We start from the raw sequence: 15,572 nt of genomic DNA, 5'->3' as shown, positions 1-15,572 counted from the left end.
GTAATTTAGGGGCAATGCGGTCGTTGTTGTTGGTGTGGCAAGAGCGGGTCAACTGAAGTCATCTGGTGAGCGGTTGTCGGACCGGATCGCGGTCGGGGTGCTGACGCAGGCGTTTCCTCAGTCGCTGGTGGACGAGGTGTTGGCGGAGACGGGGCGCGTGCAGCAGCGGAACCGGCTGTTTCCGGCCCGGCTGGTGGTCTACTTCGTGTTGGCGATGCGCCCGTTCTCCGGGCAGAGCTATGAGGAAGTCGCCCGGCTGCTGACCACGGGTTTGCAGGGTGCTCGGCGCTGGCTCACGTCATGGGTGGTGCCGAGTGCGGCGGCGATCTGGAAAGCCAGGTCCCGGCTGGGGGTGGCGCCGTTGCGGCAGTTGTTCGCGCGGGTGTGCCGTCCGATTGCCACACCGGACACTCAGGGCGCCTTCTACCGCGACTGGCGGCTGACCGCGATCGACGGCACCACATTCGACCCGCCCGACACGAAGACGAACGTGGAGGCGTTCGGCCGTCCGCCCCGCTCCGGGCGCGGCGAACAGGATGTCGGATACCCGCAGTTGCGCATGGTCGGCCTGGTGGAGTGCGGTACTCACGCTGTCTTCGATGCTGCGATCGGGGCTCCGCGCACCGGAGAGCGGGCTCTGGCCCACTCGGTCCTGGTGTCCCTGCGGCCGGGCATGCTGCTGGCCGACCGCGGCTTCTACGGCGTGGACCTGTGGCGCGCAGCCGTGGCCACCGGGGCGGACCTGCTGTGGCGAGTCCGCAAGGACCTCGTGCTGCCGGTGGTCGAGCAGCTGCCGGACGGCTCCTACCTCACCGAAGTCTTCGACCGCAGCGACATCCACCACACCCGTCGTGGAGTGCCGGTACGTGCGGTGGAATACACCATCGCCGGCCATGAGGGCGTCTACCGGCTCCTCACCACGATCCACGACCCGGACCAGGCCCCGGCCGCGGAACCGGCCGCCCTCTACGCCCAGCGATGGGAGTTCGAGCCCACCCTCGACGAAATCGAGACCCGCCTCGGAGGGCCGCACCTGGTACTGCGTTCGCAGCACCTCGACGGGGCCGAGCAGGAACTTCACGGCTTCCTGCTCGTCCACCACGCCATCCGGCACCTGATGCACCAGGCCGCACGACAAGCCGACCGGGACCCCGACCGGATCTCCTTCCCCCGCTCGCTGCGCGTCGTGCGCCGCCAGGTCACCGACCAGGTGGCGTTTTCCCCCGGCAGACTCGCGCGCGCGATCAAAGCCACCCACACCGAGCTCCTCGAACGCCTCCTGCCTCCCCGACGCCACCGGACCAACCCCCGCGTCATCAAACGTAGAGTCGCCGACTGGCCTCTCAAACGTGCTGTCCATCGAGCCTCGCACCCGCTACCCACCGCGGCCATCACCCTCGTTGGCGCCACCAAACCCAAACGGGTCAAACAAACACCAAAGCCCTAAGTTACCGGTATTGCGCCTAGCCCCAATACCAGTGACTCAACGCATCCCTCACTGTCCTGGCCTGCGGAAACGCCGACGGGTGAGCCGACCGGCAAGGGTGCCGCCCTGGCGGCCCTGGAGTACGCCTGGATCACCCACGAGATGCCCAGCTCCCTGTCGACAGTCGACCAGGTCAGGTCCGTCGCTCGCTGATCACGTGTACGCCGGTCAGGTCAGCTGCTGTGGCAGACCGCCCTCCCCGGTGAGCTTTCACCCCCACCGGCCTGGCCCGGGCCACCAGCTCGGCGACCCGCCTGTCATCCACGGCGCCCGCCCCACTCACAACGGCCCCCCGGCCTCGATATCACTCGTCACGTCAGTCATCAGCTGCCGCTTCCAGCTCGCGAGTTACACCACTTACCGTACAGACTCGAGCGTGCGCAACCGTCGCGGCCCTGACGCTCTGTAGGGGATAATTTCGAGCATGAGGGTGGATACACGGGTCATCGCTCTGGCCAGTGGTGCAGTGGTGGTGGCGGTCGTGCTCGGCTTCTGGACAGAAGCATGGATCGGTGCCGCAACTGGACTGGGAGGACTTTTTGCGCCAGTGCTGTGGGAGGCGGCCATCACCCGGCGGAACAGTAGCGAGGCGACGGCTGAACACGCCGAATCCGTGTTTCAGCCGATGGTTTCGCACGCCGCGACCGAGAGCATCACGGATCTGTTACGGCCGGAGAACGAAGTTGTCCCCTTTCGCCGTCGGCCGGAGTCGGCGGAGTTGCTTCAATGGTGCCAGAATCCCCAGCAGCAGAAAGTGCGGCTGATCACTGGGGAAGGTGGTGCCGGAAAGACCCGTTTGACCGTGCAGCTCGGACGCGACCTTGTTGATGCGAAATGGCAGACGCGATGGGTACGTCGGGGCGAAGAGGCCGATGCCGTTCGTATCGCGAGCGAGTTGCGTCAATCAGTGCTCTTGGTGGTCGACTACGCCGAGACAAGGAATGGCCTGCTGCAACTAGTTCGGGCCGCAGCGAGCGTTCCGGACCAGCCGCCGCTTCGGGTCCTGCTCTTGGCGCGTAGCGCCGGAGAGTGGTGGGAGGAACTCCTCAATAGCTGTGATGACTCGTTGAGTGAGGCGTTGATCGCCTCGCCACCGCTCACTCTTGAGGCGATGCCCGCCAGCAGCAGTCAAGAAGCGTTCGTTGACGCGGTTAGTGCGTTTGCTGCGAGGCTCCGCCTTCCTCCGCCCGACGCAGTCTTCACGGATCACGAGCCGAAGATAGTAATCCTTGCCCTGCACGCAGCGGCCCTGCTGGCCGTGGTCGAACAACAGGGTGAAACAGACTCGACGGTAACACTTGGCGTTGGCACCGACGTTTTCGCTCGTCTGCTCCGACATGAAGAGCGCTATTGGCACCAAACGGCGCGGGCGCGCGTGCTCCTCCTCGATGCGAGCGTTGAACGCCGAGCGGTCGCGCTGGGAACATGGATAGGCGCCAACAGCGAGACCGCTGCCGCCGATCTGCTCCGGTATGTTCCCGATCTCATTGCGTCACCGGAACTACGTGGAAGGGCTGCACGCTGGCTGCGCGACCTGTACCCGGCCGATTCGGACGGCAGCACTGTCGGGTACCCAGAATGGCTGGGTTCATTACAGCCGGACCGGCTCGCCGAGCGACTCATCGGAGATCTGCTGGCCAATGATCCGGGCCCACTGCAGGCAATGCTCACGGCACTTGAGTCACGGCGATTGCTGCGAGCGTTGACCATTGCGGTTCGCGCCGCCCAGACCGACAGTCGGGTCATCACCTGGCTCCAGGAAGCGTTGGCTGCCTTTCCGCACGTGCTGATCCCGCCGCTGATCCCAGTCGCGATCGAGACCGACCCTGCTGTCGGCAGTCTCATCGCACAGACTGTGGAGAAGGAGGAAATTGACGCGGCGACCCTGCTAGCTTTCGACAGCATCATCCCGGACCGCACGCTTGCCCTCGCAGAACCGGCGGTAGTGATTGCGCGTCGGATCGTGCACCTCACATCGCCAGGCACCAGCCAGCGTGCATCCCGGCTCATCAGTCTCGGCAGTAGGCTTTCGAACGCTGGTCAAAACGCGGAGGCCGCCGCGGCAACCACGGATGCTGTCACCATTTTCCGGCGCCTGGAAGCCGAGAGACCGCAAGAGTTCACGTATGACCTCGCCAACAGCCTGATGGGATTGACCCGTTACCTGGTACACGCTGACCGCTCGGCAGAGGCACTGACCTCCGTTGAGGAGGCGGTCACGCTCCTTCGTGAACTGGCTGACTGTGACCTTTCAATGTACGGCCACACATTTGCGCATGCACTGGTGAACTATGGCGGAGCCCTGTTCTCCGTCGGGCGCGCGGAAGATGCTCTGCCAGCGCTTGACGAAGCCGTCGCCATCTACCGGAGCTTGTCTGTGGCCAGCCCCGGAGACGGCGCTGCGGAAGTGGGCAGCGACGACATCGCGAGCGCACTGACTTTCAAGTCCGTATGTCTGGGAACGCTAGGCCGCGCCGAAGAGGCACTCGCAGTTTCGGAGGCAGCGGTCGCCACCCACCGTAGACTGGCCGAGGAGAACGCCGATGCGTTCAGGTCGTTATTGCCAGCTGGGCTCGTGATACATGCGGCTCTGTTGCTTGGATGCGGCCGATTGCAGGATGCGCTTTGGGCGACCGAGGAAGCGGAGACGGCCTGCCAGAGCCTCGCGGCCGATCGACCCGCAGCATTTAACAAGGATCTGACTGAGGTTCTCGCCGTTCGGGCTTTATGCCTGGAGGCGCTCGGACACACGGCTGCGGCGCGGGAAGTCATTGACCTTGTTGTCGACACCTGCGGGCGCGCAACAACTGCTGATGCTGCAGTGGCGATAGCAGATATTTCAGGGATGCTGGCGGAACACGCCGAGATCCTGGAGCGGTGCGGCAGGCCAGCCGAAGCCGAGGTAGCACGCCGTACCGCCGCGACCCTCGCTGACCGGAGCGCATCAGAACCGTAGGCAGTGCGGGCCACAGCGCGTCTTAATGCATCCCTCACTGTCCTGGCCTGCGGAAACGCCGACGGGCGAGCCGTTCGGCAGCCGTTAAGTCACTGGCGTCGAGGTTAACCGACTTCTTGCTGCAGGGCGCCGCTTCGCCGGCTTTCAGGTGAGCGACCGATTGCCTCGCTGCGAGATGCGCTCACGTTGCTGAGGGCATCTCATACGACAGGAGGCACAGAGTCCGGGAACGCCCTTGGCCCCCCGACTCTGGCAGCCACCGATTCCCTCGCTCACCGAGTCACGTCCAGCTCCGTGTACATACCGGCGGCGTAGTGGCCCCGGACGTTGCACAGCAGCTCATAGCGGCCCGGCCGCAGCGTCACCGTGGTCCAGCCTGCCGCACCGGGGTCGATACCGTCTCCGGCACCGCTGCCACAAGTGCGCGACGCCTCGCCGAAACTGCCTGCTTCCGACACCCGGCCGCCGGAGCCGATGACACGTCCTCCGGCAGCCTGGCCCGCCGGCAGCGGCAACACGATCACCTCGTGCGCGAGGGTTCCCGCATTGACCACCCGCAAGGTCACCTTTCCCGCCGGGATCGTCAGGGGGTGGGCCACCATGCGCATCATGCCCATGCCGTACCAGCCGGGACGACCGTTGTCCGGAGACCAGCTCGGGCCACGCATCATGCGCCCCATGTCCCACACCGTCACATCGACCGCGCGGCCTTTCGCGGCCGGTGCGCTGCATCGTGCACTCTGACCTCGCCAGGAGGCCGGTCCCGTCCTGTGGAAGGAGCCGGACGCGGCCATCAGACCCATTGTGGCGACGCCCAGCACCAAGGCCACGGCGGCAACGGCGATCACCGACCACGCCCCTCGGTGACGGCGCGCGTTCATCGGTGCTCCCGAAGGAACGCATGCCGACGTTTGTACTCGTCCTCGTCGATCTCCCCGCGTGCGAACCGCTCGGCGAGCAGGTTCTCGGCCTTCCGGTCCTGCCACCCGCCCTCACCGGACGGTGGAGGGAGACCGGGCTGCTGGTGACGCGCACCGGCAAGGAAGCGCACGAGCGCGATGAGCCCGACGATCAGGACGGCCCAGAACAGCACCATGAACACCGTCATGACGATCCAGCCGCCCCAGCCCCATCCGTCGCCATACCACATCATGCCGATCACTTCCCTCGGCTGATTGCTCCCGTGCCGCCAGGATGGATCAGTGAGACCTCGGGCGATATGGGCCACAGTTCCCAGAAATAGGGCCGGAGGACTCAACGCGCACGTGCAGGGCCGGCAGGACCGCTCCGCGCATCTTCGCCTCGGCGAACGCGAACTCGACAGCCCGTTCGCCCGCCGGGGAGCCGTCCACCGCCAGCAGGACGGGACCGGCCGGGTTCAGCGTGCCCCGCACCACCAGCACCGGGCAGTGACCGTACGCGGCCAGATGTACGGCGGTGGAACCGAGGAGCAGGCTGCCGAACGCGCCCGGCCCGCGGCTTCCCACCACGACGAGAAAGGCGGTGCGCGACTCGATCTCCAGGGCCATCAAGGGCTCGCCGACGGTGACCTGACGCGTGATGTCCAGCCGGGGTGCGATCTCGCGTGTCCGTTGTTCTGCCTCCGCCGGCGTGCCGTCACCCAGCTCACGCACCCCCACCCTGGCAGGAGATCAAGGCAGTCCACCAGGCGGTGGATGAATCGAGGCCACCCGAAGGAGTGCACCGGTCGCAGGCCGCCCCCACTCCGCAACGCCTCGTGTGCCGCCGTCCCGACCGCGTTCAGGCTGGACGGCGAGCCGTCGACTCCCACAACGACCGGTTTCGTCATGCCGCCTCTCCTCGCCAGGCCGGTTTTGCGGCCCCTGCCCGACTCTCGTTCATCCCCCGCCACCGCTCCGCTCGGCGCATGGGGCCCGATGGCCTTCCCGGCCCCCCTTCGGCGCAGCGATGCCGCTCGCGCCCATGGACGTGCTCCCCGGTGCCGCCGTGCCACCGCTGCCGCGGTTACTCACCCCGTTCCTGATCACGTTCAGTCATCATCCGGACCGAGCGACCTGCGGACTGAGCGAGACGGCCCGGGACGCTCGCCTACCTGGCCGCGCACAGCGCCGGCCAATGCGGCCCCTGTCGTCCGGGACTGCCCGCCGTGGCCGAGGCTTCGCAGCGCTGTCCGCGGGACCGCCGGCCTCCGCCTGCTGTCCCATCTGCGCCGTCACACCGGTCTGCCGCCCGACCGCGGCGCCTGCCGCCTCCCGGACGGCGCCGCCCGCCTCGCCGCCTCCCTCACGCTGAGCGCCTTCGCCGACGACGTCGGCCACCTCACGCACGGCCCCTGACCCGTGCCCCACCCCACATCGCCCTACCGCCCGCAACAACACCGGTGACATGGCGATGACCGGCACCAAAAAGTCCGCGCATCAACTGCATCACCTGCACCAGAGAGGGCGCGCGCCGGGCTCCTGCCCGAACTGGTCGACCTCGACGAAGGGCTGCCCCGTCCTGAAAGACCGAGCGGTACCCGGCCGGTTGCGCTCTCACGCACGCCGAGCCGGCGTCGCCGGCCCCCGCTTTGCCCCGCACACCGACCGGGGCCGGCCATGACCAGCACGCACGGGCACCGTCTGCATGGCCCTCAATCAGGGCCGGACGTCCCCTGCCGTGGACACCCGGTGGCGCGTTGCGATGGAGAGGAACCGGTTTCACGATCACCGCGCCGGACGGACCGAGGTACGCCATGACCCCCCGCACGTTCACAGCGCAGCTGCGCCGCCTGCCCGCGGCGATCGGGTCGCCACGGCTCGAATCCGTCCTCCTGGCTGTCACCGCGGCGACGCTGACAGCCGGCGGCATCGCCTGGCTCACGGGGGCAGGCGACCTCGCCGACCTCTTCTGGGGAGTGGGCACCCTCTCCGCCGTCATCCCCGCGGTGGCATGGGTACTCGCCACACTGCGGCACGGGCACGTGGGCGTGGACCTCATCGCCGTCCTCGCGCTCGGCGGCACCCTGGCCGTCCACGAATACCTCGCCGGTGCGCTGATCGCGCTGATGCTCGCCACCGGCCGCACCCTGGAAGCCGCCGCCCAGCGGCGCGCCTCCCACGACCTCCGGGCCCTGCTGGAGCACGCGCCGCGCTCCGCGCGCCGCCGCACCGACGCCGGTGTGGCCTCGGTGCCGCTGGTCGAGGTGGCTGTCGGCGACCTGCTCGTCGTCGGCCCCGGCGAGGTCGTCCCTGTCGACGGCCGGGTGGAGAGCGACGCCGCAGTCCTCGACGAGTCGGTCCTCACCGGTGAGGCCCTCCAGGTCGAGCGGGCCCGCGACGAGACGGTGCGCAGCGGCGTGGTCAATGCCGGCGGCGCTTTCGAGCTGCGCGCCACCGCCGGCGAGCAGGACAGCACCTATGCCGGGATCGTACGGTTGGCCCGGCAGGCGGGCGCCGAGTCCGCGCCCGTCGTGCGACTGGCCGACCGGTACGCGGCTTGGTTCCTTCCGCTGTCGCTCGCGGTGGCGGGCCTGGCCTGGCTGATCAGCGGGTCCGCGGTACGGGCTGTCGCCGTTCTGGTGGTCGCAACCCCCTGCCCTCTCCTGCTGGCTGCCCCGGTCGCCGTGGTCTCCGGCCTCTCGCGCGCCTCCCGACTCGGCGTCGTCATCCGCGACGGCGGCGCCCTGGAGAACCTCGGCCGGGCCCGCACCCTCCTGCTGGACAAGACCGGCACTCTCACCCGCGGCCGCCCCCGCGTCCTCGACGTGATCGCCGCGCCCGATGTCAAAGCCGCCGAAGTACTGCGCCTCGCCGCCTCCCTCGACCAGTACTCGCCGCACGTCCTCGCCCAGGCCATCGTCAACGCCGCCCGCGAACGCGGACTGGTGCTCTCGGTCCCGACGGACGTCACCGAGGAACCCGGCCGGGGCGCCACCGGAACCGTGGAGGGGCACCAGGTCTCCGTAGGCCGTACAGGCGCGGCGACCGCCCGGCCGGGCTGGGCGAAGGCCGTCGACAACCGCGCGCTCCTCGACGGCGCGGCCGTCGCATGGCTCACCGTCGACGGACAGCCGGCCGGCGCCGTCCTGCTGCGCGACCCTCTCCGCCACGACGCACCCCGCACTCTGCGTCACCTGCGAGCGGCGGGCATCGAACGGCTGCTGATACTCACCGGCGACCGCGCCGCGCCCGCCCAGGAGGTAGCCGCCGTCCTCGGCCTGGACGACGTGCGTGCCGAACTCGGTCCCGCCGACAAGGTCGCCGCCGTACGCGCCGAACGCGAACGTGCGGTCACCGTGATGGTCGGCGACGGCGTCAACGACGCCCCCGCCCTCGCCGCCGCCGACATCGGCGTCGCCATGGGCGCTCGAGGGTCCACCGCCTCCTCAGAAGCCGCCGACATCGTCCTGACCACCGACCGTGTCGACCGCCTCGCCGACGCCGTCACCATCGCCCAACGGACCCGCCACATTGCTGTACAGAGCGCCCTCGGCGGCATGCTGATGTCCCTGGCCGGCATGGCCGCAGCCGCGGCCGGCTTCCTTCCGCCCGCCGCCGGCGCCCTAATCCAAGAGGGCATCGATGTCGCCGTCATCCTCAACGCTCTGCGTGCGCTGCGCGTCGGCCGAGCCGCGCACCCGGCCCTCACCCCCGCTGCCGAAGCCCTCATCCACCGCTTCGCCGCCGAACACGACGACCTCCAGGACGTCCTGGCATCCGTACGCGACGCGGCCGACCGTCTCTCCGACAGCGCCGGCCCGACCGCCCTGGCCGCAGTGCAAGAGGCACACCGTCTGCTCACCGAACGGCTGCTGCCGCACGAGTACGCAGAGGAGCACGAGCTCTACCCCGCCCTCGCCCCCGCCCTCGGCGGCCCCGAGGCCACCGCCACCATGAGCCGGGCCCACACCGAGATCGAACGCCTCTCCCGCCGCATCGCCACCCACCTGCAGCTGGCCGAGGCGGACGGGGGCCTTTCCACCGAGCAGCTCGACGACCTCCGCTCCTGCCTCTACGGCCTCAACACCGTCCTGCGTCTGCACTTCACCCAGGAGGAAGAGAACTATTTCTCCCTCGCTCCGTGAACGACCGCAAGAGGCGGCTTGGGGGGTCCGAGCAGCGCGATACCCCGCAGGGACATCAGGGCCCAGCCGCCATTCCGATACGTCACCGTGCTCACCTCAGCCTGTGAGGTTTCGAGCAGCGCCATTGGGGTTCACGGCGTGTCTCCTCCGGGGGACCCGGATCTCATTCGCCTGGCTCCGGGACCACTCGGCTTCCAGCGACCGCTCGGCCCGATCACCAGGCAGGGGGGAGGAATCCTGTGTGGGCAGGGGGTCGCTCAGTACCGGGGCTTCCGCCCAGGGCGACGTGTCCGCCGAGCGAGCCGAGGAGCCCACCTGCCTGCGGCGAGCGCAGACCGGCCGGTCGAGATTCCTTACCCTTCACGGCCAGGCAGGGTCACCTGCGGGTGATGCGGCCTGCGCCGCGACCCCTTCACCGGCCGCCAGACGATTACATACGAGTGCCGGACCCCGATCATCCCGACACCCTCAGCGCCCGGCACACCTCGCTTGGTGACGGAGCCAGGCAGGTGATGGGGTCGGTTGGCCAGGCAACGGATGCGCAAGATCGGTAAGCCGCGGCACCGGCCGGATCGGCGCCTGACCACGCACATGAAACGATGCCAGAAAGTCGATGTGCTCAAGAACGTCAGCAGCACACTTCCCTGTCCGGTCTGGCGAATGCAGCCACCCCAGGACGACGACACCGCCGACCTGCTCGCCCGTTCCGGCCGTACGGACCGGCGGACCGAAGCCGGATGCATCCGGATCTTCGCCGACAAGAAGTCCGGCGAGAACGCCGAACGCGAGGAACTGTGGAGGGCACTCGACTACCTCCGCGAGGACGACACCCTCGTGATCCCGTCGCCGGACGGCTCGGCCGTTCCGTCCGGGACCTCATCGCGAACGTGTGCGGCCTGCGCAAGCGCGGCATCGGCCTCCCTCGCTGCACGAGGCACGGATCTGGCGTGGGCACTTTCCGTTGGGTGGTCGAGCGCGCCAACGCCGGGCCGCACGGCCCTCGGCGGCTGCGGATCTGACGGGAAGGGCGCGACAGCGTCACAAGGCCCGGGTCCCTCCCGGCGGTTGTCCCAGGCTGTCCAGGCCCCCAGAGGGCGCAAGGCCCGGCGTCCGGCCCCGATACGACGTAACCCAAACCAGAACTGATCCAGGTACTTGGCCCACTCGGGGCCGGTCGCACAGACGGCTGGGCGAACGCGCCGGTGATCTGCGTCGGCCTCCTCACGGGGCCAGGCGGGTTTGGTGACCTGGGCGTCGAGCACGCACCGCCCGGGACGGGCAGCCACGAACGGGTCGGCCCCCTCGGCCGTGGAGGGCATGAACTCGGCGGCGTTCCCCACTCTCCGTTGAGACATGAGGACGAGGGCATCCCTCGCACGCGGGCCCCCGTCCGTCCGCCGGTGGCTGGGGAGGCATGGCACGGTGTGACGCCCTCGCGAGGAGCCTGTCCGGGCGCAACGGCCCGTGAGTGCGTCCCGTGTTGTGCGCGCGGCGGTTCGAGCGGTCGAGCCGCTTGCGGTCGCGGTGGCGCGCGACGGCCCACGGCGAGCCAGCCCCACATACCGGGTAGACGGTGTCGGCGCGGCGCACCCGACGGGCCCAGCCAGTACGGCAGGTGGGGAACAGGGCTTCCCTCTTCTGAACTGACCGCGAGGGGCCATCGAGCGGCAGGAACGCGTGCAGGCCGACGACCAGCGCCAGGCCGTTGAGAAGCGGAGCCGGCATCAGGGGCGGCAGTCGGTCTGCCAGCGGCACGTAGGCGCACAGCAACGCGGCCGACCATCGAACCGTACGCACCATCCAACGCCGGGCACGCCCATGCCTTATGGCTGCGGAATTCCTCTTTCCGTTCTTTCGCACGATCCTCTCCGTCCCGAGATCCGGATTGACTTTCATCAGGAGATCAGCCCACCGTGAACCCTCGGCAGGGCTCATGGGGGGGCTCATGAATCGCGCCCGACGCTCACACCAACTTCCCTCCCCTATGCTGATGTTCACGCGTAGTCGGCCCTCGAAGGAGGTGGGCGCACGTGACTGACGTAGCCGCGGAGAGGCAACCCCGACCGCAGCGCAACGTTCGGCTGGAAAGCCTGATCGAGGAATCCGGTATCAGTCACAAAAGACTTGCCTACCGTCTCAATCAGATCTGCCTGTCGCACGGAATCACCAGTGACTACACGCATACTTCGGTGGCCAACTGGTGCAGGCGCGGCGTACGCCCGCGCTGGCCTGTGCCGCAGCACATCTGTGCGGTGCTGTCCGAAGGGCTGGGCAGGCCGGTCGGTCTGGGAGAGATCGCCATGGAGCGGCCGGGGCATCTGGACCGCGACGCCGGTCTGCAGTTCCCGAGGGGCCAGCGCGACGCGATCAGCGAAGCATCGTCGTATTGGAGCACAGTGAACCGGCGGACCTTCCTCGCCAGCTCGCCCTTTGTGGTCTCGGCCTTTTCGGAACCGGTGACCCGGTGGCTCGTCAACCCGACCGAGCCCCTTCCACCCCCCTCCGGACGAATCACGGTCGACCAGTCGCACATCCAGGAACTGCGGGAGGCAGCTGACTCCGCCCGCCTGTGGGACTCCCGGTTCGGTGGTGCGACCTGGAAATCCCGCTCGCTCACCGCCTATCTGTACGAACGGGTCACTCCACTGCTGGACGGCCGGTACTCCGAACGCGACGGGCGCGACCTGTTCTCGGTGACTGCCGAGATGGCCAGGCTCGCCGGCTGGACCGCCTTCGACGCCGGCCAGCATCAGGCCGCCCAGCGCCACTTCATTCAGGCGCTACGACTGGCCAAGGCGGGCAGCGACGTGCACCTCGGTTCGTACGTGCTGAGCACGATGGCCATGCAGGCGCTGATGCGCGGTTTCACCTCCCAGGCGATTGACATGGCCCAGGGCGCCTACGAGCGAGTTCCCACCGCCGATCCGCGCGTGCTGGGATTCGCCAAACTCATCGAGGCACGTGCCCATGCCCGCCAGAAGGACGCCCGAGCAGCCGCCTCCAGCCTCGCGACCGCCGAACGGCTCCAGGAACGTGGGGCAACGGAGGGGGTCGGGGAGCGCCCCTGGATCGAGTTCTTCTCCCGGCAGCGGATCGTTACCGACGCCACCGAGATCTTCCGCGACCTCGGCCATCCCCGGGCCACCTTCTCCTGGCACGCACTCGGCTCGATGCCCGGGGACGCATACGCGCGTTCCCGTGGCATCCGGCTCTCCGTCCTGGCCACCGCCCACGCCCAGTCAGGCGAGCTGCAACACTCGCTGACGCTGGGAAATGAGTCCCTGCGGCTGTTCGCCCGTCTCCAGAGCATCCGCGGACTCGACTACCTGAAGATCTACACCGAGTCACTCACACCCTGGCGCCGCGAGCCGGTCGTGGTCTCCTACCTCAACGACGTACGAAATCTGGCCCGCCAACTCGCAACAGCCGCCTGAGCGACAGCCGACCGACGGAGGTCGTCCCATGAGGTGCCCGAACCGTCGAATACTGCTCTCCGCCGCGGGCAGCGGCACCCTTTCCGCTTCCCTGCCCATCTACCGCCGGCCTCTGAGGCGACCATCGGGACCACCCGACCGCCACCCGGTCCGTCAGGAGGAGGTCGCGGCCCTGCACCGCGCTGTCGCGGCCATCCGGCACGGCGACTCCCGGTACGGCGGCGGCAGCGCGCAGGCCCAAGCCGCAGCCCATCTGCTCGACCAGTGGGCCTTGCCACTCTTCAGCCGGTCCCTCCCGGCCACGCGCGAACGGGAACTGTGCGCGATCTGCGCCGAACTGGCCCGACTGGCCGGCTGGGCGGCACTCGACACCGGGCGACACGCGGCTGCCCGGCGGCACTTCGACCGTGCGCTGTACTGGGCGCGGGCCGCGGACGATCCCGACGCGATCGCCTATGTCCTGGCCACCATGGCCCTGCACGCCGCCCTGTACGGCCGCCCCGCCACAGCCCTCGACATGATCCAGGGCGCGCTCGGCCCGGGTACACATCACGCGCGTACCCGGGTCCTGGCGTTCACCCGACTCATCGAAGCCCGCGCCCACGCCCGCGCCAGCGATGCCCGATCGGCCAGCACCTCCCTCGCGGCCGCCGAGCGTCTCCTCGACGCCGCCCGCCCCGAAGACGCACCGGACTGGCTCGACTTCTTCACCCATCCTCGTCTCGCCGCCGACGCGGCCGAGATCTACCGCGACCTTGGCAACTCCAAGGTCTGCTTCACCTGGCACGACCAGGCGGAGTCAATGGCACCGAACGCATTCACCCGATCGGTGGGCATGCGCCTCACGGTCGTCGCCACCGCCCACCTCAAGGCAGGAGACCTGGAACAGAGCCTGGCCCTCGGGCACCGATCGGTGGACATGCTCCGACAGGTCGACTCGCGCCGCGCCCGCGACTACGTCCTCCGGCTCGTCACCGGGCTCGCCCCGCACGGCGACCTGCGTACGGTCAGTGCCTTCCTCACCCGGGTCCGACAGGAACTGAGCACCCCGGCACCGTAGTCGAACCTCGCGCGAACGACGCGCACTCCTCACCTACCCTGCTCCCATGAGCCGACCCCCGAGCCTCGTCCTCCCCCCACGGACACACACAGGACTCCTGGAGACCGACCGAGGCCCCTTCGCCGCCCTCGACTGCACTCCGCCTGCCGGAGTCCCCAGGGCTGGGACTGCGCTGCTCGTACCTGGCTTCATGGGGAGCAAGGAGGACTTCCTCCCACTGCTGCGGCCCCTGAGCGAGGCGGGGTACCGCGCAGTGGCGATCGACGGCCGTGGACAGCACGAAACCACCGGCCCGGCAGACGAGGAGGCGTACGCACAGCACGAACTGGCCGCCGACGTGGCGGCTCAGGCAAGGGCGCTCGGCGAGGAACCAGGGACCCCCGTGCACCTCCTTGGGCACTCCATGGGTGCCCTCACCGCCCGCAGGGCGGTCCTCGCCCCGGATCCATTCCCCTGGGCTTCCCTCACTGTGATGGGATCTGGCCCGGCCGCCGTTCAACCTGAGCAGCAAAAGCGTCTACGGCTTCTCGTCGATTGGCTCCCGGTACTGGGGAAGGAAGCCCTGTGGCAGGAGATGCAGAAGTCACCGCGCTCAGACCGGACAACGGCCGAACTCCTTCCCGAGGTAGCGGACTTCCTCTACCTCCGCTGGCTGAACACCGTCTCCGAACAGCTCACCACGACCGGCCGCCAGCTCCTCACGGAACCGGACAGGGTCGCCGAACTGGCCGCCACGCCAATCCCCAAACTCGTCCTCTCCGGCAGCAACGACTACGCCTGGCCCGTCCCCTGGCAGGACAGCATGGCCTCCCGCCTCGCCGCCGACCGAACGATCATCGAAGGCGCCGACCACTCCCCCAACGTAGAGCGCCCCATCGAGACGGCCCGCGCCCTGATCGCCTTCTGGCAACGGATCAGTGCGCGTGAGCGTGAGTCAGGAACGTGTTCCCCGCTTGCGGTCCGAAGTTGAAGCGGAGCTGAAGTATGCACGGGGCCTGCCTGCCGTGACCGCCGGCCGGCCCGCTGCGCGCCGCACGACCGGGCGACGGTGATCAGCGGTGTGCGGGCCCGCAGGCTTTCTGCCGCGCTCCGCCCAACCCGGCCGGTCCAACGTCTAACTGGCGCTCGGCCGTTATCAGGAACCCTCGTGGCTGATGTCGTCGGCCACCCCCTCAACGGCCAGGAAATCCGCCAGCTTCGTCAGACTCCACGTCGAAAACGGCAGGTCATGCTCGGTCGGCTTGGACTTGGCGATCTTCTTGATCTCACGCCGCTCGGGCAGCGTGAACGTCTTGGGCCGGCCGCCGGAGTACTTCGGATACAGCAAGTCGAAGCCGTCGGCGTTGAAGTTGTGGATCACGTCCCGGACCCGGTCCGCGCCGGTGAACGTCACCTCGGCGAATCTCCGCCACCGGCACACTCTGCGCGGACAGCAACACCATCTGGGCCCGCCGCCAGGTCACCACCGATCCAAGGCCTCTGCGGATGATCCGCAGCAGCCGTCGGCCCTCGTCGTCATCGATCTCCCGAACCTGAACTCTGTCGGCCACGCCGACCAGTGTTCGTTGAACGCGCCGATCGGGAACGGA

General features: G+C 68.7%; 9 protein-coding genes and 3 pseudogenes. 7 read left to right on the top strand and 5 right to left on the bottom strand.

Going from position 1 to position 15,572, the window contains the following annotated elements:
- Positions 1–34: 34 nt before the first annotated feature.
- Both ACZ4O3_RS08360 and ACZ4O3_RS08355 read left to right on the top strand, forming a co-directional pair.
- A pseudogene (locus tag ACZ4O3_RS08360) lies at positions 35–1,225 on the top strand (IS4 family transposase); the annotation flags it as partial.
- A gap of 685 nt (positions 1,226–1,910) precedes the next feature.
- A complete protein-coding gene (locus ACZ4O3_RS08355; protein WP_467721640.1) occupies positions 1,911–4,442 on the top strand; it encodes a tetratricopeptide repeat protein in 2,532 nt (843 codons plus the stop codon).
- Between the two features lie 272 nt (positions 4,443–4,714).
- Here the strand turns inward: ACZ4O3_RS08355 and ACZ4O3_RS08350 are convergent, their stop codons facing one another.
- Genes ACZ4O3_RS08350 through ACZ4O3_RS08335 form a run of 4 tightly spaced genes read right to left on the bottom strand, consistent with a single transcriptional unit; the run spans position 4,715 to position 6,252 of the window.
- Positions 4,715–5,290 (bottom strand): sulfocyanin-like copper-binding protein, encoded by a 576-nt coding sequence (locus ACZ4O3_RS08350; RefSeq protein WP_467721639.1) that lies wholly within the window; start codon positions 5,288–5,290, stop codon positions 4,715–4,717.
- Positions 5,291–5,319: 29 nt separating this feature from the next.
- Positions 5,320–5,595: an SHOCT domain-containing protein gene (locus ACZ4O3_RS08345; protein WP_362719969.1), complete on the bottom strand. Its 276-nt coding sequence runs from the start codon at positions 5,593–5,595 to the stop codon at positions 5,320–5,322.
- A 46-nt stretch (positions 5,596–5,641) separates the two neighbouring features.
- On the bottom strand, positions 5,642–6,076 hold the full coding sequence (locus ACZ4O3_RS08340; protein ID WP_467721638.1) for a universal stress protein: 435 nt from the start codon (positions 6,074–6,076) through the stop codon (positions 5,642–5,644).
- Complete coding sequence (locus ACZ4O3_RS08335) at positions 5,971–6,252, bottom strand: universal stress protein (protein WP_467721637.1); 282 nt, start codon at positions 6,250–6,252, stop codon at positions 5,971–5,973. The genes ACZ4O3_RS08340 and ACZ4O3_RS08335 overlap by 106 nt, the downstream gene beginning before the upstream one ends.
- A gap of 906 nt (positions 6,253–7,158) precedes the next feature.
- On the opposite strand from ACZ4O3_RS08335, the gene ACZ4O3_RS08330 reads away from it, so the two are divergent.
- From ACZ4O3_RS08330 to ACZ4O3_RS08310, 5 genes and pseudogenes are all read left to right on the top strand, one after another.
- Complete coding sequence (locus ACZ4O3_RS08330) at positions 7,159–9,489, top strand: heavy metal translocating P-type ATPase (RefSeq protein WP_467721636.1); 2,331 nt, start codon at positions 7,159–7,161, stop codon at positions 9,487–9,489.
- Between the two features lie 923 nt (positions 9,490–10,412).
- Positions 10,413–10,505, top strand: a pseudogene (locus ACZ4O3_RS08325) (IS5/IS1182 family transposase); the annotation flags it as partial.
- A 1,014-nt stretch (positions 10,506–11,519) separates the two neighbouring features.
- Complete coding sequence (locus tag ACZ4O3_RS08320; RefSeq protein ID WP_467721635.1) at positions 11,520–12,923, top strand: sporulation protein; 1,404 nt, start codon at positions 11,520–11,522, stop codon at positions 12,921–12,923.
- A 28-nt stretch (positions 12,924–12,951) separates the two neighbouring features.
- Positions 12,952–13,983: a sporulation protein gene (locus ACZ4O3_RS08315; RefSeq protein WP_467721634.1), complete on the top strand. Its 1,032-nt coding sequence runs from the start codon at positions 12,952–12,954 to the stop codon at positions 13,981–13,983.
- 46 nt (positions 13,984–14,029) lie between these two features.
- Complete coding sequence (locus ACZ4O3_RS08310; protein WP_467721633.1) at positions 14,030–14,953, top strand: alpha/beta fold hydrolase; 924 nt, start codon at positions 14,030–14,032, stop codon at positions 14,951–14,953.
- 171 nt (positions 14,954–15,124) lie between these two features.
- Here ACZ4O3_RS08310 and ACZ4O3_RS08305 read toward each other — a convergent pair.
- Positions 15,125–15,533 (bottom strand): annotated as a pseudogene (locus ACZ4O3_RS08305) (helix-turn-helix domain-containing protein); the annotation flags it as partial.
- Positions 15,534–15,572: the final 39 nt, after the last annotated feature.

The organism is Streptomyces sp. NPDC026515 (assembly GCF_055567595.1).
The sequence above is the reverse complement of the archived record's forward strand: the minus strand, read 5'-3'. Positions and strand labels throughout refer to the sequence as shown.

What these genes read in the sequence shown, in the direction of transcription:
- ACZ4O3_RS08355 (WP_467721640.1), top strand. Translation starts at nt 1,911, where the DNA reads ATGAGGGTGGATACACGGGTCATCGCTCTGGCCAGTGGTGCAGTGGTG.
- ACZ4O3_RS08345 (WP_362719969.1), bottom strand. Translation starts at nt 5,595, where the DNA reads ATGATGTGGTATGGCGACGGATGGGGCTGGGGCGGCTGGATCGTCATG.
- ACZ4O3_RS08335 (WP_467721637.1), bottom strand. Translation starts at nt 6,252, where the DNA reads ATGACGAAACCGGTCGTTGTGGGAGTCGACGGCTCGCCGTCCAGCCTG.
- ACZ4O3_RS08330 (WP_467721636.1), top strand. Translation starts at nt 7,159, where the DNA reads ATGACCCCCCGCACGTTCACAGCGCAGCTGCGCCGCCTGCCCGCGGCG.
- ACZ4O3_RS08315 (WP_467721634.1), top strand. Translation starts at nt 12,952, where the DNA reads ATGAGGTGCCCGAACCGTCGAATACTGCTCTCCGCCGCGGGCAGCGGC.
- ACZ4O3_RS08310 (WP_467721633.1), top strand. Translation starts at nt 14,030, where the DNA reads ATGAGCCGACCCCCGAGCCTCGTCCTCCCCCCACGGACACACACAGGA.